A 16,724-nucleotide genomic window follows, 5' to 3' on the forward strand; every position below is an offset into this window, starting at 1 on the left:
CCCTTCCATCGAGCCATGGACCTTACGTGGTGGTCCACGGGCAGCACCCGTAGGCCGGGAGCGGCGCATCACCGCGAACGCACATGTACTTCTCATTATCGCGCGTGCCCGCGCAAGCGCGAAATCGGGTGTCCGCGAGACTAGATGCCATGCGCGCCCGCTCGGCTCTCTTCGACCTGTACGGCGACCATGTCGCGCGCCGTGGCGGTTGGGCGCCGGTCGGCGGCCTGGTCCGGGCGCTCGAGGCGTTGGACATCGCGGGCCCCGCGACCCGCACCGCCGTCTCGAGGATGGTGCGGGAGGGGTGGCTGACGCCGAGTGTCCACGAGGGCGCCCGCGGCTACGCGCAGACGGCCCGGGCCACGCGACAGCTCGCGGACGCACGCCGACGCATCTACGACGAGGCGGAACCGGCCTGGTCAGGTGCCTGGGATGTCGTGGTCCTGGAGCCGCCGGAGGGTCGCGCGGCCCGGGAGCGGGTCGCCGGGGGCCTGCGCTACCTGGGCTACGCCCCCCTGGCGGGCTCCACGTGGGTGGGAGCGCGGCGCCATCCCGATCTGGCGGCTCGGCTGGAGCGGGAGGACGTGGACTGGCGCGGCTTCGCCTCCCGCTTCGACGGTGACGACCACGCGCTGGCCACCGACCTGTGGGATCTGCCAGCGCTTGCCCGCGGCTACCTGCAGTTCGACGACGAGCTGACGACCGACCATGAGCCTTCGGCCGAAGCCTGGATCGCCAAGGAGGGCCCGGCCGCGGCGTTCGCCCGCCGCGCCCGCCTGGTGCACCGTTGGCGGCTGTTCCTCTTCGACGACCCGGGCCTCCCAGCCCAAGTACTCCCCCAGGACTGGCCCCGCCCAGCAGTGGCCGCCCGCTTCCGCGACCTAGCCACCCGCCTAGCCCCGGCCGCCGACACCTACGTCGACGCCTGCCTCCGCAGCTGAGCGGCGGATCACGGCGGGTTGTCGGCCGGCGGGGTGAACTGCCAGATCTCCCAGATCCACCAGACCTGCGACAGCAGACCCACCAGCACCCAGAAGATCGTGAGCCGCACCAGTTTTCGGCTGGTCAGGCGCCGCCGGAGACGTTGTTCGCCCGGTAGGTGGGCGCCGCCGCGTTCGTCGGTGCCGTTCTCGAGGGGGTCTTGCCCGGGTTTACCCCAGCCGGCGCCGATCATGACGACGACCCAAGGAAAGAGGGGAATGAGGTAGCGGTAGATGCTGGTCGTGGGGTCCATCACCGCAAAGAGGTAGGCGGGATAGGCCAGCGACCAGGCGCGCAGCTGCGGCCCGAGGGAGCGCGCCCAGGGCCCGGCGGTGACGGCCATGACGAGGGCGATGATCACCAGGAGCAACAGGGCGGCCCCGGCCGCGGAGCCGACGACCCAGTTGGCGCTGTACCACCAGGGCATGAAGGGCTGGATCTCGTCGTAGGCCCGCCAGGCCGTCATCGACTCGGTGTACCCCTGCGGGTTGCCCGTGCCGAGCCACACGATGAGGGGCCAGATGCCGCCGGAGAGGCCACAGGCGCCGAGGGCGGCGAGCATCGCGACGTACTCGCGCACCGGGATGGGTTCTTCGTGGCGTCGGCGCCAGCGCAAGAAGCAGGAGACGAGGGCCACGATGCCCAGGGGGATGGCGATGGGGCGGGAGAGGCCGGTCAGGAGGGCGATGCCTGCGGCGATCCACCAGCGCCGGTGAGTCAGTGCGAGGAGGACGCCGCAGAGCATCACCATGGCCATGGACTCGGTGTAAGCGACCTGCAGCACCGAGGAGCTGACGATGCAGGCCCACACGGCGACACCGCACAGGGCGACGCGAGGGCCGACCTTCTCGCGCAGCAGGACGGCCATGAGCAGGGCGGCGACGCCGCCTAGCACGAGGCTGATCGTGGAGCCGACGAGGGCGAACCCGCCTCCGGTGAGCGCCATGAGGAACCGCGTCGTCATGGGGAACATCGGGTAGAACGCCCACGGGTTCTGCCACAGACGCCCGGTGTCGGGGTCGACCGGCAGGATGCTCGGATAGCCGTCTTCGACGATCTGGCGATACCAGAACGCGTCCCACAGCACGGTCATGCGCAGGTAGCCGGTCTCCTGCTCGAACCAGACGACGTCGACCTGGTGCAGTCCGGTGACGTAGAGGACGATGCCGGAGAAGAGCCGCGCGAGCAGGTAGATGCCGAGTACGGCGGCGAAGAACGTCAACGGGCGCTCGTACCAGCGTGGCCCCGCGGGCGGCGAGTCCGATGGGCTCTCTACGAGGTCGTCAGCGGTGGCCCCGGGGGTCCCTTCCCCGGGATGCGGACTCGTCACCGGCAGACTCCTTCAGGGTCGTTCGCTCGCACTATCGGATCGGCGACCGCTGGGCGGCCTCCGGCGCCCCACATTACCGATCCACGGTGGGGGGCTCGGCGGGGCCGAAAAAGCCGTCGTCGAGTTGGGCTTGCCCAGGGGGCACCGTGCGCAGCGCCGTCGATTCGAGCTCGCGCAGCAACTCGATATCGGCGTCGCGGCGGGCCAGTTCGTCACGCAGCCGGGCCAGCACGTCGTCGACCTGGTCCATGCGGTAGCCACGCAGCACGGTGTCGAAGCGGACGCCGGCGATGTCGTCGCCGACCAGCGGGCCCGCCGGCAACCCCCCGCCCATCGAGCTGGTCGGGGCGGCCGGGTGCAGGCTGATCCGGTCGCGCAGCAGGAAGCCCGCGCAGGCCAAGCCGACGAGCAGGATGACGGTGACCACCAGGAGGACGATCATCGCCGTATCGTGCCACGGTCGTCTGAACGCTCACCGGAGCGCTCCCCCTCGAGGTCGCCCTCCCCCTCACCCAGCCGGTCGGCCTCGATGACGTCTTCGGCGTACTCCTGGGCTGCCACCTCTTCGGCGCGCTCCTGCGCGGCGGCCTGGTCGGCCAGTTCGGAGCCGGCGTCCTTGATGAGCTGCACGGCGTGGTCGACGTCGTCGGTGACGTGCAGCAGATCGAGGTCGTGCGGGGAAATGGTGCCGCGGTCGAGCACGGTGGTGCGCAGCCAGTCGATGAGGCCCGCCCAGTAGTCGGAGCCGATGAGGACGATGGGAAAGCGGGTCACCTTACGGGTCTGCACGAGGGTCATCGCCTCGAACAGTTCGTCGAAGGTGCCGAAACCGCCGGGCAGCACGATGAAGCCTTGGGCGTACTTGACGAACATCGTCTTGCGGATGAAGAAGTAGCGGAAGTTGACGCCGATGTGCACGTACTCGTTGAGGCCCTGCTCGAACGGCAACTCGATGCCGAGCCCGACGGAGGTGCCGCCGGCCTCGGCCGCGCCCTTGTTCGCGGCCTCCATGGAGCCCGGTCCGCCGCCCGTGATCACCGCGTACCCGGCCTTGACCAAGGCCGCGCCGACCTGCTCGCCGAGGGCGTAGTTGGGGTCGTCGGGGCCGGTGCGGGCCGAACCGAAGACCGAGACCGCGGGACCGACTTCGGCCAACGTGCCGAAGCCCTCAACGAACTCGGCCTGGATGCGCATGATCCGCCAGGGGTCGGTATGCAGCCACGCGGCCTGGCCGCGGTCGTCGAGGAGCCGCTGGTCGGTGGTCGTCTGGGGCACGTAGCGTCCCCTCAGGGTCACAGGGCCGCGCTGGTAGCCGGAAGTGTTCGTCACCCAGCAACCGTAAAACGGATCACCCCAGCCAGCGCAGCAGGGCGGCCTCGGCGTCGCGCAACTGGGTGATCGGCACCCGTTCGTCCTCCTTGTGCGCGAGCATCGGGTCGCCGGGGCCGAAGTTCACGGCGGGCACCCCGAATTGGGCGAATCGGGCCACGTCGGTCCAGCCTTCCTTGGCGGTGACCGGCACGTCGAGGTCGCGGATGAAGTCGCGGGCCGCCTGCCGGTCCAGGCCCGGTCGGGCGCCGGGGGCGCTGTCGGTGACGGTCACGGGGTACCCGGCGAAGAAGTCCCGCACGAACGCCAGCGCCTCCTGCTCGCTGCGGTCGGGGGCAAACCTGTAGTTGACGGTGAGCACGCAGCGGTCGGGGATGACGTTGCCGGCGGTGCCGCCGCGGATGCCCACGGCGGAGAGCCCCTCGTGGTAGGTCAGCCCGTCGACGTCGACCACCCGCGCCTGGTGTTCGGCGAGCTTGGTCAGCAGGGCTCCGGTCTTGTGCACGGCATTGTCGCCGGCCCAGGGGCGACCGGAGTGGGCCGCCTTGCCGGGCACCTCGACCTCCACTCGCAGAGTGCCTTTGCAGCCACCCTCGACCTGTGCGTTCGTCGGTTCGAGGAGGACGGCGAAGTCGGCGGCCAGCAGGTGCGGGTGGCTGCGGGCCAGGTGCCCCAGGCCGTTCTTGCTCGACTCGACCTCCTCGTTGTCGTAGAAGACGTAGGTGACGTCGCGGCGCGGTTGCGCCACGGTCGCGGCGAGGCGCAGCTGGACGGCGACGCCACCTTTCATGTCGACGGTCCCCCGGCCCCACAACTGGTCGCCGTCCAGGCGGGTGGGCAGGTTGGGCGGGTCGGTCAGCGGGACCGTGTCGAGGTGCCCGGCCAGCAGCACTCGTTCGGCCCGCCCCAGGTCGGTGCGGGCGACGACCACATTGCCGTGCCGCTCGACCTGCAACGCGGTGCCCGTGCGCAGGGCAGCCTCGACCGCGTCGGCGAGCGTCGCCTCGTCGCCGCTGACCGAGGCGATGTCGCAGATCGCCGCGGTGAGCGTGACGATGTCGGCGGCCAGGTCCAACGGGGGCGTTAGGGGTGGCGTCGAGGCAGGCGTGGAGTCGGGCGTGGAGTCGGGCACGGGACCAACCTAATGCGCCGCATAGGCTGGCCTCATGACGACGCGACCCGCTTGGGGATGGGGATTGGCCACCGTGACCGACGAGGGCCAGGTGCTGGACACCTGGTATCCACGCCCGGAGTTGGGACCGGCTCCGGCCGACGATCCGTATGGCAAGCCCGTCGAGCTGGCCAGCCTGGAGGGGCAGGACCCGCGGCGTGGGGTGCGCCTCGTGCTCGACCTGACGAGCATCGATCTGGACGCCGCTCCGGCGGATACGCGGGACGCCTACCTGCGCCTGCATCTGCTCTCGCACCGGCTGGTCGCGCCCAACGAGCTGAACCTCGACGGCATCTTCGCGGCGCTGCCCAATGTGGTCTGGACGAACGTGGGCCCCTGCGCGCCGGCGGACTTCGAGATGACGCGGGCACGGCTACGCAACTCCGGCGGCGTGCAGGTCTTCGGGGTCGACAAGTTTCCCCGGATGACCGACTACGTGGTGCCCACGGGCGTGCGCATCGGTGACGCCGACCGGGTGCGGCTGGGCGCGCACCTGGCCGAGGGTACGACGGTGATGCACGAAGGCTTCGTGAACTTCAACGCGGGCACGCTGGGCACCTCCATGGTCGAGGGCCGGATCAGCCAGGGCGTCGTCGTCGACGACGGCTCCGACATCGGCGGGGGCGCCTCGACCATGGGCACGCTCTCGGGCGGCGGCACCCAGCGGGTGCGCATCGGTAAGCGCTGCCTGCTCGGCGCGGAGTCGGGCCTGGGCATCGCTCTCGGAGACGACTGCGTCGTGGAGGCCGGGCTGTACCTCACGGCCGGCACGAAGGTGACGCTGGCGGACGGCCGGGTCGTCAAGGCCCGGGAGCTCTCGGGCAGCAACGGCCTGCTGTTCCTACGGGATTCGGTGTCCGGGCAGGTGCAGGCTCGCTCGCGCACCGGAGAGGGAGTCGTACTGAACTCGCAGCTGCACGCCCACAACTGAGCTGCGGTCAGCGCGAGACCAAAGCGAGACCAACACGGCGCGAGACCAAAAGGTGGCGCCGGCGAACCCGTGAGGGTCCGCCGGCGCCACCTGCGCGCCAATCGCGCTCAGCGCTTGTCGATGTCGACGAAGTCGCGCTCGGTCTCACCGATGTAGATCTGTCGGGGGCGACCGATCTTGCTGGCCGGGTCGGCGTTCTGCTCCCGCCAGTGGGCGATCCAGCCGGGCAGGCGGCCGAGGGCGAACAGCACGGTGAACATGTTCGTCGGGAAGCCGATCGCCTGGTAGAGCAGGCCGGTGTAGAAGTCGACGTTCGGGTAGAGACGACGCTCCTTGAAGAAGTCGTCCGAGAGGGCGATCTCCTCGAGCCGCAGGGCGATGTCCAGCAGGGCGTCGTGGTGCTCGGATTCGGAGAGGATCTGGTCGGCGTGCTGCTTGACGATCGCGGCGCGAGGGTCGTAGTTCTTGTAGACCCGGTGGCCGAAGCCCATGAGTCGGGCCCCCTCCTCGCGGTTCTTGATCCGCTCGACGAACTTGTCGGCGTCGCCGCCGTCGGCCTGGATGCGCTGCAGCATCTCCAGCACCTGCTGGTTGGCGCCGCCGTGGCGGGGGCCGGAGAGGGCGTTGACGCCGGAGGCGACCGACGTGTAGATGTCCGCCTGGCTGGAGCCGACGAGCCGCACGGTCGACGTCGAACAGTTCTGCTCGTGGTCGGCGTGCAGGATGAACAGCGTGTCGAGGGCGCGGGTGACCTTGGGGTCGGGCTCGTACATTTCGGTCGGCAGGCCGAAGGAGAGCCGCATGAAGTTCTCGATGTAGCTCAGGTCGTTCTTGGGGTAGAGCATCGGCTGGCCCATGGAGTTCTTGTACCCGTAGGCCGCGAACGTCGGCGCCTTGCCGAGCAGGTTGATCGTCGCCGTCTCGATCTGGTCGGGGTCGCTCACCGAGGTGCTGTCGCTGTTGAACGTCGACAGCGCCATGATGCCCGCGGACAGCACCGGCATCGGGTGCGAACGGCGGGGGAAGCAGCGGAAGAGGTCACGCATGCGCTCGTCGAGCAGGGAGGATCGCTTGATGCGGTCCTCGAACTCGTCGGCCTGGTCGCGGGTCGGCAGCTCGCCGTAGAGCACCAGGTAGGCGACCTCGAGGAAGGTGGACTTCTCCGCCAGCTGCTCGATCGGGTAGCCGCGGTAGCGCAGGATGCCCTCGTCGCCGTCGATATACGTGATCGCCGACCGGCACGCTGCCGTGTTCGCAAAACCCACGTCGAAGGTGGTGTCTCCGGTGTCCTTGAGCAGGGAGGAGACGTCGACGCCGTTGTTACCTTCGGTGGACTCGACGATCGGCAGGGTCACCTGCTTCTCGCCGATGGTCAGCTGTGCCTCGTTCGCCATCGAAGTCGATTCCTTTCGTGGATGGTCGCCGCCACCGCCACGATGAGGGGAGGCGAGGAACAGACATCCGTTCACAAGAGTGTCTTCTGCACGGTATCTCAATCGGCCCGCGGCCGAATTTCCGTTCCAGCGAGGCGGACGGTCAGTCCGCCCGGGCTGTCTCCAGCCGACGGGCCGCTGCCTCGATGGATGAGTTGTCGGCGGTCAGGGCGACCCGCACGTGGGCGCGGCCGGCCTGGCCGTAAAAGGTCCCTGGAGCCACGAGAATACCGAGCCTCGCGAGGTACTCGACGTCGGCCCAGGCGTCCTGGCCGCGCGTGGCCCATAGATACAGCCCGGCCTGGGAGTCTTCGACCTGCCAGCCGGCCCGTTGCACCACCGGCAGCAGCACCTCTCGGCGGTGTCGGTAGATCTGTCGCTGCGCCGCGACCCCGGCGTCGTCGCCCAGGGCCGCGATCATCGCCTGCTGCACCGGAAACGGCATCATCATGCCGGCGTGCTTACGCACCTCCAGCAGGGCCGCGACGAGCGCGCGGTCGCCGGCGACGAAGGCGGCGCGGTAGCCGGCGAGGTTGCTTTGTTTGCTGAGGGAGTACACGCACAGCAGGCCCGTGTGGTCGCCGTCGCAGACCCGCGGGTCGAGGATGCTCGGCGTGCCGTAGGTGCCGTCGTCGCCCTCGTCGCGATCTGCCGGGGCGCGCCAGTCGAGCTGGGCATAGCACTCGTCGGAGGCCACGATGACGCCGTGTTCGCGCGCCCAGGCCACGACCTTGCGCAGGTGCGGGACCCCGAGCACCTTGCCGGTCGGATTGCCGGGGCTGTTGAGCCACAGCAGCTTGGGGGTGGTCGCTGCGGTCGGCGGGCCGAAGGCGGCCAGCCCGTCGATCGGCAGCGGCGTGGCGCCGGCGAGGCGGGCGCCCACGTCGTAGGTCGGGTAGGCGACCGGGGGAAAGCCGACGACATCGCCGGGGCCCAGTCCCAGGAGCGTGGGCAACCAGGCCACGAGCTCCTTGCTGCCGATCGTCGGCAGTACCGCGTCGGGGTCCACCTCGGGCACCCCGCGACGCCGGGCGAACCAGTCGCTGACGGCCTCGCGCAGGGCGGGTGTGCCCCACGTCTGCGGGTAGCCGGGGGCGTCGGTGGCGGCCGCCAACGCCTGCTGCACGACCGGCGGGGTGGGGTCCACGGGCGTGCCGACCGACAGGTCGACGAGTCCGTCGGGATGGGCCCCGGCCCGCGCCTTGTAGGGCGCGAGCCGGTCCCAGGGAAAGTCGGGCAGCGCCCGCGGCGGTCGCGCCGCGGCCGGCCGGCCGTGACTCACTCGTCGTGTTCCTGCGGCGGCAGGGCGGAGACCAGCGAGTGGTCCTTGTTGATGAGGCCGAGCTTGGCGGCGCCACCAGGGCTGCCGAGGTCGTCGAAGAACTCGACGTTGGCCTTGTAGTAGTCGGTCCACTCCTCGGGCACGTCGTCCTCGTAGTAGATCGCCTCGACCGGGCAGACGGGCTCGCAGGCGCCGCAGTCCACGCACTCGTCGGGGTGGATGTACAACATCCGCTCGCCCTCGTAGATGCAGTCGACCGGACACTCCTCGATGCACGCCTTGTCCTTGAGGTCGACGCAAGGCTGAGCGATCACGTAGGTCATTGCGGGAGGTCCTCCTGTGACAGGACGGCACGTTTGGGTGGACCCCAGTATGCCCCGCTCCGGTCCCGGGTCGGGCGGCCGGGGGTCCGCGGCTGCGGTCGGCCTTCGTTCCGGGCGAATCCTCAGGGAGTAGGTGGCGCCCCGTCGCAGCGGATGGGGTGCAGTGGCTCGTAGCGGATCTCCTCGACGTGCGCGGGGGCGGCGGTGCGCCCCCGGACGACGTCGCGGCGCACCTGAACGGCGAATCCGGGTGCGGCCAGCGGCTGCTCGACGCACGACCACGGGTCGCTGCTGCCCTGCGGCGTCGGCTCGAGCACATCCCGGCGGGGGCCGATCTGCTCCTGCACGGCCGTGTCGCGCCGCCCCCACAGCTCGACCTGCACCTGCTGCCCGCTGACCCGGGCGCCCACCAGCAGCGCGCCGGGGCCGGGATTGGTCAGGGTGACGTCGGCGTCGGGCCAGGAGTAGGTCGCGTCCAGACCCAGCGGATAGTCGGGCAGGTAGATGTCGTGGGCGCGGCGCGGGCCGAGGTCGACCCCGGCCTGCCACCCGGCCGCGTAGAGGGCGCTGGCCAGCTGCGACAGCCCGCCGCCGGGCCGCCACGCCGGCCCCGCCACGGTGGGCTCGGGGGCGTCTGGATAGCGCCCGGTCGGATCGCCGATGAGCTGCACGAGCGAGAGCGACTCCCCGGGGCGCAGCAGCCGTCCGGCCGGACCGGCGATCGTGTCGGCCCCGGTGGTGACATTGGCGATCTGGGCGCCCGGGTCGGGCAGATCGGCCACGGCGGCGGGCAACTCCACGCTGGCCAGCTCGTGCTGCACGCCCCACTGGGTCGCGTCGGCGGTGGTGATCGCGGCCGCCTGCTCATCGGTGACGATGCCGGCGCGGCGACTGGGCGGATCACCGTCGCGCGCGGACAGGGCGGAGCGCACCCGCTCCGCGGTGGCCCCCTCGTCGAGGGACCGACCGGGCTGGTCGGGTACCACCTGCGGCCGACCGGAGGCGAGTCGCACGTCGGCGTCGACCGGCGCGACCTCCAGGGCGGGAACGTGTTCGCGCAGCACTGCCGCCAGGGTGGGGGTGTCGACCCGCAGCTGCATCGTGGCGTCGGCGGCCACCATCCGCAGTGTCGGCGCGAACTGCGCGACGGTCAGCGGATTGTCGCGCCGACCCAGCACCACGTTCAGCGGCCCGGCCACGGCGGGCTTGGCCACCTGCTCCACCGCCTCGTCGAACGACTCCGGCGAGACCTGTGGCTCTTCCGTCTGCACGACCGCCTGCACGTGCCGGGTCTGCGGCCAGTCGGCTTGCACCGCGGCGAGCGTGGCGGCCACGTCGACGTGCCGGCCGGGGCCGGGGCGCACCACCTCGACCGTGCCCGAGGTGAGGGTGATCTGCGGCTGCACGACGGGCTGGTCGACCGCTGCCACGTCGTCGGCCAGGGCCGCCACCGCCCGGCCGGCATCCAGGCTCGAGCGCAGCGGGATCGGGCCGCCGCCGGTGAGCCGGTGCCACACCTGCCGCGGGTCGAACGACAGCCCGGTCTCCTGCGCCAGGGTCGCCGGCAGGTCGGGGGCCAGCCCGAGCGTGACGGCCTTCGTGCGCACAGTTCGACCGGGCAGGTCGATGACGATCTCCTGCTCGCCCAGGTTGCTCAGCTTGCCCGCCAGGCGGTCGGTGGCCGCCTGCGGAGTCATGCCGCCGATGTGCACCCCGGCGACGCTGGCCTGCGAGGGCAGTTGCCGGCCGACGAGCCACGCGACGCCGAGGTAGAGGGCGCCGAGCAGGATCGCGGGGGCGAGGATGGCGGCGATCGTGCGCACTCGCTCCACCTGTCGACACCTCCTGCCGCGGCCCGGGCGGGCCGGCTGCTACCCCGACATCCCCCACGCTCGGCCCACGGCCAACCCCCCTTAGTCCAGGGTGCGGTACCGACCGCGGTAATACAGCAGAGCGTCCCCGGCGTGTTCGCTCAGATCGGCCGCGAGCACGTCGGCGATGAGCACGACGTGGTCGCCGGCGGGCACCGCCTGCCGGGTTCGGCACTCCAGGGTCGCCAGCGCCTGCGTCAACAGCGGCACCCCGGTGAGCGGGCCGCGGTGGTGCGGGATGCGGTCGAGTTGCCCGTGCAGCGGCCGCCCCCGGGTGGCCAGCCACGTCGCGGCGGCGCGGCCGTCGTGCGCCAGCACCGACACCCCCCACACCCCGGCCGCCAGCACCGCGTCGTGAAAGCGGGACTCGGTCTCCACGCAGACGAGCACGAGCAGCGGATCCAGCGACACCGAGGTCAACGAGTTGGCCGTCATCGCGTGGTCCTGCCCGGCGTCGTGGGTCGTCACGACGGTGACGCCGGTGGCGAAGCGGCCCATCGCGTGGCGGAACCGATCGACATCCGGACCGCCCGGGGCTTGCGACCAGGTCACCGGCCACCCTCCGCCGGTAGACCGACGATCCGCCCTTCGCACAGCGTCGCGGCGCCTTCGGCGGCCATCGGTGCGGGCAGCAGCGCGCCGGTGTCCGGGTCGAGGGCGGCGAAGCGGTCGGCCCGCGCCAACCGCGCGGCGATGTCGTTGGAGAGGGCGTAGTAGCCGCCGTCGTACACGCTCACCTGGGTGCGGTGCTCGCGCAGCGCGGCGTCGCGGGCCGCGAGATCGGCCGGGTCGCCGACGATCTCGTGCGTCACCAGCGCCGGGTCGACGACCGAGGGCGGGTAGGCCTCGCCGGCCGCCAACAACGTCAGCCCGTGCGCCGCGTCGACGACGTCCGGCAGCCAGGCGCGGTCGGCCGCCGCCTCGTCCTGCGCCGACAGCACGACATACAGCCGGGGCCGCTGCTGCGCGGGCAGGGCGGCAACGGCCGCGCGGGTGCGGCGGTGGGTCGTCACATGGTCCGGATGCAGGTAGCCGCCGTGCTCGTCGTAGGTCACGACGACGTCGGGGGCCAGGTCCGACATGTGCTCGCGAAGGGCGGCGACCGCCTCGGCCTCATCGGCGGCCACCCACGACCGCGGGTCGGCGTTGGCCGGGGTGTCGGCCATGCCGGAGTCGCGGTAGGCCGAGCCCGTGTGCGTCGCAGGATCCTCGCCCAGCACGTGCTCGCGCACCCCGAGGTGACTCATGGCGGCGCGCAGCTCGCCGCGCCGGTACGGGCCGAGGGTGTCGTCGGCGTCGGCGGCCAGGTGCGCGAGCTCGGGCGGGATCACCTCGCCCTCCTCCCCCAGGGTGCAGGTGAGCACGTGCACCTCGTGACCGGCGCGGGCCAGGGTGGCCAGAGCGACTCCGGTAGCCAGAGTCTCGTCGTCGGGGTGCGCGTGCACGAACAGGTAGCGCAGCACCGGGTCGGCGTCGGGGCGAAGACTGGGCGTGTTCATCCCGGCCAACGTACCTGTGCGCAGGCCCCGCGTGCCGCGCCATGGGGTGCTCGCGCACCCGTTCCCAAGTCCTCGCGCAAGTCTGCTGGTCACAACGCCGGGGCGAGCGGTGCCCCAGACGCAGATGGGTGGGGACGGCGCGCCGTGGGTACGATCACGGCACCGCGCGACCTGGACCAAATGGCCGCCGCCTGTGGAAGGACCCCACCCTGTGAGCGAGAACGCCACGTATCGCCTCGCCAACACCACCATCTTGTCGGTGAGCGCGCTCGAGGCACCTCAGGTCGTCAGCTCGGCCGAACTCGACGAGAGCCTGGCGCCGGCGTACGCGCGCCACGGGGTGAAGGCCGGGCAGATCGAACGACTCGCTGGGGTCGTGCAGCGGCGGTGGTACCCACCGGAGGCCGATTACACCGACGGCGCCGTCGACGTCGGCCGAGCGGCCATGGCCGATGCGGGCGTGGAGGCCGGCGAGATCGGGCTGGTCATCAACGCCTCCGTCACCCGCCCCTACCTCGAGCCGGGCATCTCGGCGCGCGTGCATCACGAGTTGGGTCTGCCTCGCCGGGCCATCGCCTTCGACCTGACCAACGCCTGCCTGGGCGTGGCCAACGCCATGCACGTCGCCGGCACGATGATCGACGCGGGGCAGATCGACAACGCGCTAATCGTCGCCTCCGAAGGCTCGCGACAGATGCAGGAGTCCTCGATCAAGTACCTGCTCTCGGACGACTCGACGCGAGAAGACGTCAAGGAGGCGTTCGCGACGATGACGCTCGGTTCGGGCGCCGTCGGTCTGGTGCTGGGGCGCAGCGACGCTCGCCCCGACGGCCACCGCGTCATCGGCGGTGTGACCCGCGCCGGCAGCGAGCACCACACCCTGTGTGTGGGCGGCATGGACGGCATGCGCACCGACAGCAGCCGGCTGTTTCGCGAGGGCCTGACCCTGGCGACGGAGGCGTGGAAGGACGCCCGCGGCGACTTCGACTGGGACGACATGGATTGGTATGTGGCGCACCAGACCTCGACGATCCACATCGAGGCGCTGTGCAAGACCCTCGGGCTGCCGCAGGAGCGCTTCCCCATGACGCTGCCCACCTACGGCAACATCGGGCCGGTCGCCATGCCCTACACCCTGGCCTTTCACCAGGACAACATCGAGCGCGGGCAGCGGGTGCTGCTCATGGGCATCGGTTCGGGCCTGAACACCTCGATGACCGAGGTCGCTTGGTGACGGCGGCAGCCACCGACCGGGCGGGCGACGCGCAGCCGATGCCAGCTTCGACGACGGCGCGGGCGACGAAGCCGATGCCAGGGCCGGAGGCGGTGTCGCGGCCGGAGGCGATCCGGCGGCGGCTGACCGGGATGCCCGGGCTGGATCCGGCGTGGTCCCGGGTGGTGCGGGCGCCCGACGCCGACGGGGTGCCGCGGGCCTGGCATGTGCTCGACACCGGCGCGGCACAGCCTGCGCGGGCCGAATCCGCGCACGCCGAATCTGAACGCGCCGCACCTGCGGCGGGCGGGACGATCCTGGCGGTGCACGGCAATCCGACGTGGTCGTATCTGTGGCGCCACCTGCTGGCGGCCCCGCCGCCGGGTTGGCGGGTCGTGGCGGTCGATCAGCTCGGCATGGGCTTCTCCGAGGATCCTCGGGGCGACCTGACCCACCCCCGCACGCTGCGGCAGCGGATCGACGACCTGACCGCTCTGACGGAGGCGCTCGACCTCGGACCCTCTGTCGTCGTCGCCGGCCATGACTGGGGCGGCCTCGTCGCGGCCGGCTGGGCCCTGGCCCATCGAGAGCGACTGTCCGGCCTCGTTCTGGCGAACACGACTGTGCAACACGACTTCTCCCAAGGGCTGCCGCTGCCGCTGCGCTTCGCGACCCGCCCGGGGCTGCTGCGCGCGGCCTGCGTGAGCACCCCGGCGTTCGTGGCAGCGGCTACCGCCATCAGCAGCCCCCGCCCCGAGGCGGACGTGCGCGCGGCCTACGCGGCCCCTTATCCGGATGCGCAATCGCGGTCGTTCGTCGGCCAGTTCGTCGCCGACATCCCGGCCCGGCCGGGCCACCCGACCGGCGTGACCTTTCTGGAGTTGGCCGACGGGCTCGGCTCGCTGGACGTGCCGGCGCTGCTGCTGCGCGGCCCCAAGGACCCCGTCTTCAGCGAGGCTCACCTGCGGGATCTGCGCGCGCGCCTGCCGCACGCCGACGTGCATCGGTACGAGGGCGCCTCTCATCTGGTGCTGGAGGATGCGCCCCGCTCGGCGCAGGACATCGCGGCGTGGATTCGGACGCGGGTCGAGGGCCACGCCAACGGCAGCACGCGCGACGACACCACGGACGACAGCACGAAGGACGTCGAGGGGCGGGCCTCGGCGGCCGAGTCCACGAGGCCCGAGCTGCCGCCGTGGGCGGTCGGCACCTCCACGCATCCGTGGGCGGAGCTGACTCGGGCGGCCCGCGAGGATCCCGACCGGCTCTGCGTCGCGGAGGTCGCCACCGGTCGGCAGGCCACCTACGCGCAGGTCGAAGACGACGTGCAGGCGGTGGCGCTGGGCCTGGCCCAGGAGGGTGTGCGACCGGGACAGCGGGTCGGGGTGCTCGTCGAGCCGGGCATCGACCTCACGGTCGTCATCTACGCCGCCTGGCGTCTGGGCGCCGTGGTCGTCGTCGCCGACGCGGGCCTGGGCGCCGCGGCGATGGGGCGGGCGTTGCGCGGCGCAGGCACCGATCACATCATCGGCATCCCCAAGGGCATCGCGGCGCTGCCCGCGCTGCGGATCCCCGGTGCGCGGTTCCTAGCCGGGGAGCTGCCGGCTCCCGCCCGTAGAGCCTTGACGGTGCGGGCAACCCTCGATGAGCTGCGCGCCTGCGGCGCCCGGTTGCGCAGCCAGGGTGCGACCCTGCCCGAGGTGGTCACCGGCGACGCCGACGCGGCGGTGCTGTTCACCTCCGGCGCAACAGGACCGAGCAAGGGCGTCGTCTACCGCGTCGATCAGCTGCGGGCCCAGATCGGCGGCTTCGGGCACATCTACGGCCTGACGGCAGGCGACCGGCTCGTCGCCGCGTTCGCCCCGTTCGCGCTGTACGGTCCCGCTCTGGGCATCGGGGCGGTCGTGCCGGACATGAAGGTCACCGCCCCCTCGACGCTGACCGCCGCCGCGCTCGCTGAGGCGGTGCTGGCGGCCGATGCGACCAGCGTGTTCGCGTCCCCCGCGGCCCTGCGCAATGTGCAACGCACCCGCGACGACCTGACGCAGCAGCAGCGCGCGGCGCTGGCCGGCGTGCGGGTCGTGATGTCGGCCGGGGCCCCCGTGCCCGCCGCCCTGCTCCGGGCGCTGCTCGAGCTGTTCCCGCAGGCCGATCTGCACACGCCGTACGGGATGACCGAGTGCCTGCCGGTCTCCGACATCACGCTCGCGCAGATCGAGACGCTGATCGAGGGCGAGGGGGTCTGCGTCGGAGCGCCGCTGGCCGGGGTCGAGCTGGCCGTCGCGCCGCTGCCCGACGACGTTGGGGCGCCGGACGGGGCGCTGACGAGCGAACCGGAGGTCACCGGGGAGATCTGCGTGCGAGCGGCCCATGTCAAGGATCGCTACGACCAGCTGTGGGCCACCCAGCACGCCAGCGCCGACCAGCCGCCGGGGTGGCATCGCACGGGCGACGTCGGACACCTCGACGGGCAGGGCCGGCTGTGGGTGCAGGGGCGCCGGGCGCACGTCGTGCACACCGCCGAGGGTCCGTTCACCCCCGTCGGCCTCGAGCAGCGCGTCGAAGCGCTGCCGCAGGTCGACTCCGCCGCCGTCACCGGAGTCGGACCGGCCGGCACCCAGGGGGTCGTCGTCGTCATCGTGCCGAACCCCGACGACGACCAGCGGGGCAGCAGCACGCCGGGGCGCCGCCTCCCCAGAATTGGCACACAACAGCGTGCGATGCCCGTGTTGGCGGATCCGGAGGTGGCCGCGGCGGTGCGGGCCTGCACGGCGCGGCCGGTGGCTGCCGTGCTGCAGGTGGCCGCGATGCCGGTCGACATCCGGCACCAGAGCAAGATCGACCGCACCCGGTTGGGTCGCTGGGCCGAAATGGTGCTCTCCGGCGGGGCGGTTGGTACGCCGTGAGCGGGATGAAGGTGCTGGTCACCGGCGCTTCCGGGATGCTCGGCGGCGCCGTGGCGCGGGCGTTGGCCCAGCGCGGTGACGATGTGACGATCATGCAGCGCCGTCCCGGTGGGCTGGGGCTGCGGGAGCGCCTGGGCGATATCACCGACCCCGGTGCGGTGGCTGCGGCCGTCGCGGGGCAGGACGCCGTCGTGCACCTGGCGGCCAAGGTCGACGTCATCGGGCCGTGGTCGGACTACGAGCGGGTGAACATCGGCGGCACCGCCACGACGCTGGCTGCCTGCGAGGCCGCGGGGGTCACCCGGCTGGTCCACGTCTCCTCCCCCTCGGTCGCGCACGCCGGCGCCTCGCTGGTGGGCGCGGGCGCCGGGCCGGCCGACCCGCAGCACGCGCGCGGCAACTACGCCCGCAGCAAGGCTCGCGCCGAACAACTCGCGCTCGCCGCCGACGCGCGG

At 71.9% G+C, this 16,724-nt stretch carries 15 protein-coding genes; 5 read left to right on the forward strand and 10 right to left on the reverse strand.

The window, feature by feature from the left end; genetic code table 11:
• The first annotated feature begins 149 nt into the window (after window positions 1–149).
• On the forward strand, window positions 150–941 hold the full coding sequence (locus KILIM_RS09985; protein ID WP_006592546.1) for a PaaX family transcriptional regulator: 792 nt from the start codon (window positions 150–152) through the stop codon (window positions 939–941).
• Between the two features lie 8 nt (window positions 942–949).
• Here KILIM_RS09985 and KILIM_RS09990 read toward each other — a convergent pair whose 3' ends face one another.
• The 4 genes from KILIM_RS09990 to dapE all read right to left on the reverse strand — a co-directional run bounded on the left by KILIM_RS09990 (window position 950) and on the right by dapE (window position 4,772).
• Window positions 950–2,311 carry a putative hexosyltransferase gene (locus KILIM_RS09990; RefSeq protein WP_006592547.1) on the reverse strand — a complete coding sequence of 454 codons (1,362 nt, stop codon included), beginning with the start codon at window positions 2,309–2,311 and terminating at the stop codon, window positions 950–952.
• A 73-nt stretch (window positions 2,312–2,384) separates the two neighbouring features.
• Window positions 2,385–2,753 (reverse strand): DivIVA domain-containing protein, encoded by a 369-nt coding sequence (locus KILIM_RS09995; RefSeq protein ID WP_006592548.1) that lies wholly within the window; start codon window positions 2,751–2,753, stop codon window positions 2,385–2,387.
• Window positions 2,750–3,640: an LOG family protein gene (locus KILIM_RS10000; RefSeq protein ID WP_006592549.1), complete on the reverse strand. Its 891-nt coding sequence runs from the start codon at window positions 3,638–3,640 to the stop codon at window positions 2,750–2,752. Before KILIM_RS10000 ends, KILIM_RS09995 begins: the two co-directional genes overlap by 4 nt.
• Window positions 3,641–3,659: 19 nt before the next feature.
• On the reverse strand, window positions 3,660–4,772 hold the full coding sequence (gene dapE, locus KILIM_RS10005; RefSeq protein ID WP_006592550.1) for a succinyl-diaminopimelate desuccinylase: 1,113 nt from the start codon (window positions 4,770–4,772) through the stop codon (window positions 3,660–3,662).
• Between the two features lie 34 nt (window positions 4,773–4,806).
• On the opposite strand from dapE, the gene dapD reads away from it, so the two are divergent.
• On the forward strand, window positions 4,807–5,742 hold the full coding sequence (gene dapD / locus KILIM_RS10010) for a 2,3,4,5-tetrahydropyridine-2,6-dicarboxylate N-succinyltransferase (protein WP_040562893.1): 936 nt from the start codon (window positions 4,807–4,809) through the stop codon (window positions 5,740–5,742).
• A 107-nt stretch (window positions 5,743–5,849) separates the two neighbouring features.
• On the opposite strand, the gene KILIM_RS10015 is transcribed toward dapD, so the two are convergent.
• The 6 genes from KILIM_RS10015 to mshB all read right to left on the reverse strand — a co-directional run bounded on the left by KILIM_RS10015 (window position 5,850) and on the right by mshB (window position 12,150).
• Entirely contained in the window at window positions 5,850–7,136 is a 1,287-nt protein-coding gene (locus tag KILIM_RS10015) for a citrate synthase (RefSeq protein WP_006592552.1), read from the reverse strand.
• A 142-nt stretch (window positions 7,137–7,278) separates the two neighbouring features.
• The gene (dapC, locus tag KILIM_RS23675; protein WP_006592553.1) at window positions 7,279–8,457 is read right to left on the reverse strand and encodes a succinyldiaminopimelate transaminase; all 1,179 of its coding nucleotides are present in this window, start codon (window positions 8,455–8,457) and stop codon (window positions 7,279–7,281) included.
• Window positions 8,454–8,780 carry a ferredoxin gene (fdxA, locus tag KILIM_RS23680; RefSeq protein WP_006592554.1) on the reverse strand — a complete coding sequence of 109 codons (327 nt, stop codon included), beginning with the start codon at window positions 8,778–8,780 and terminating at the stop codon, window positions 8,454–8,456. Before fdxA ends, dapC begins: the two co-directional genes overlap by 4 nt.
• 122 nt (window positions 8,781–8,902) lie before the next feature.
• On the reverse strand, window positions 8,903–10,612 hold the full coding sequence (locus tag KILIM_RS10030) for a VanW family protein (protein ID WP_006592555.1): 1,710 nt from the start codon (window positions 10,610–10,612) through the stop codon (window positions 8,903–8,905).
• A gap of 81 nt (window positions 10,613–10,693) precedes the next feature.
• Entirely contained in the window at window positions 10,694–11,203 is a 510-nt protein-coding gene (locus KILIM_RS10035; protein ID WP_006592556.1) for a flavin reductase family protein, read from the reverse strand.
• A complete protein-coding gene (mshB, locus tag KILIM_RS10040) occupies window positions 11,200–12,150 on the reverse strand; it encodes an N-acetyl-1-D-myo-inositol-2-amino-2-deoxy-alpha-D-glucopyranoside deacetylase (RefSeq protein ID WP_006592557.1) in 951 nt (316 codons plus the stop codon). Before mshB ends, KILIM_RS10035 begins: the two co-directional genes overlap by 4 nt.
• A gap of 211 nt (window positions 12,151–12,361) precedes the next feature.
• On the opposite strand from mshB, the gene KILIM_RS10045 reads away from it, so the two are divergent.
• From KILIM_RS10045 to KILIM_RS10055, 3 genes are all read left to right on the forward strand, one after another.
• Window positions 12,362–13,384 (forward strand): 3-oxoacyl-ACP synthase III, encoded by a 1,023-nt coding sequence (locus KILIM_RS10045; RefSeq protein ID WP_006592558.1) that lies wholly within the window; start codon window positions 12,362–12,364, stop codon window positions 13,382–13,384.
• The gene (locus tag KILIM_RS10050) at window positions 13,381–16,269 is read left to right on the forward strand and encodes an alpha/beta fold hydrolase (protein WP_006592559.1); all 2,889 of its coding nucleotides are present in this window, start codon (window positions 13,381–13,383) and stop codon (window positions 16,267–16,269) included. The genes KILIM_RS10045 and KILIM_RS10050 overlap by 4 nt, the downstream gene beginning before the upstream one ends.
• Before the next feature lie 5 nt (window positions 16,270–16,274).
• Window positions 16,275–16,724 (forward strand): NAD-dependent epimerase/dehydratase family protein (locus KILIM_RS10055; RefSeq protein ID WP_006592560.1); only part of this gene is annotated, 450 nt, incomplete at its 3' end.

This window comes from Kineosphaera limosa NBRC 100340, from assembly GCF_000298215.1.
Taxonomy (GTDB): domain Bacteria; phylum Actinomycetota; class Actinomycetes; order Actinomycetales; family Dermatophilaceae; genus Kineosphaera; species Kineosphaera limosa.

Excerpts from the sequence above, each read along its gene's own strand:
- KILIM_RS09985 (WP_006592546.1), top strand. The coding sequence starts at position 150 with ATGCGCGCCCGCTCGGCTCTCTTCGACCTGTACGGCGACCATGTCGCG.
- KILIM_RS09995 (WP_006592548.1), bottom strand. The coding sequence starts at position 2,753 with ATGATCGTCCTCCTGGTGGTCACCGTCATCCTGCTCGTCGGCTTGGCC.
- dapD (WP_040562893.1), top strand. The coding sequence starts at position 4,807 with ATGACGACGCGACCCGCTTGGGGATGGGGATTGGCCACCGTGACCGAC.
- KILIM_RS10015 (WP_006592552.1), bottom strand. The coding sequence starts at position 7,136 with ATGGCGAACGAGGCACAGCTGACCATCGGCGAGAAGCAGGTGACCCTG.
- fdxA (WP_006592554.1), bottom strand. The coding sequence starts at position 8,780 with ATGACCTACGTGATCGCTCAGCCTTGCGTCGACCTCAAGGACAAGGCG.
- mshB (WP_006592557.1), bottom strand. The coding sequence starts at position 12,150 with ATGAACACGCCCAGTCTTCGCCCCGACGCCGACCCGGTGCTGCGCTAC.